General features: G+C 35.4%; 1 protein-coding gene. It reads right to left on the reverse strand.

Annotated elements, in window-relative coordinates; genetic code table 11:
* Positions 1 to 103: 103 nt before the first annotated feature.
* The coding region (locus CIB29_RS18315; RefSeq protein ID WP_341444450.1) for a group II intron reverse transcriptase/maturase at positions 104 to 740 on the reverse strand (637 nt) is incomplete at its 5' end.

Below are 740 nucleotides of genomic sequence, written 5' to 3' on the forward strand. Positions count from 1 at the left end.
CCATAGGCTAAGGGCACAAAATCCCTCGCCACCGAACCGTACGTACACCTCTCGACGTATACGGCTCTCCGTTAATAATTACCATATCATTTTAAAATTCAAATTAACTATGTATTGCCTTATGGCAATCCTCGCATACCACTAATGTTTTTCTATTTTTGATTTTCATTATCTGCTCCCAAAGCTTATTGCCTTCTAGTCCCTTTACACTTGAAACATGGTGAACCTCATAATTAGACTTTCCCCTGCTACCGCAAAGCTCGCAAACTCCTGCTTGCAGTCTTGCTCTAATAGTAGCATTGGTATTTACAGAATAAATGTGTCTAACAATATTATCATCACAGAACCCTTTGCAATCTTGAAGTTTTACAATTCTCTTTTCTCGTGTTTTACCTTTTTCTGTTTTATATTTTATTGCCCAACCTTTGCCGCTTTTATATTTGTCAATTACTTTACTTATTGAAGAATTATGCTTTCCTGCTAAAGTTGCAAGGCAGCTATATTCCATCAAGTATTGAAAATAATTAAGTTTATTATAATTGTTGGCTAGGTGGTAATAATTGAGTATTCCACGAATTTCAGCATTGTATCTTTCCAAGATTTCTTGGTCTGGGAGATATAGCCATCCTTTTCTGTGTATCGGGTGAAACTTTTTAGCTTTGCTCTGTCTAATGATACCTTTATCAAACATAAACTTTTCTATCTTCTCTAAAGGAACTAATAATTCTACAGTGCCATTC

It is taken from the genome of Petroclostridium xylanilyticum, from assembly GCF_002252565.1.
Lineage (GTDB): Bacteria > Bacillota > Clostridia > SK-Y3 > SK-Y3 > Petroclostridium > Petroclostridium xylanilyticum.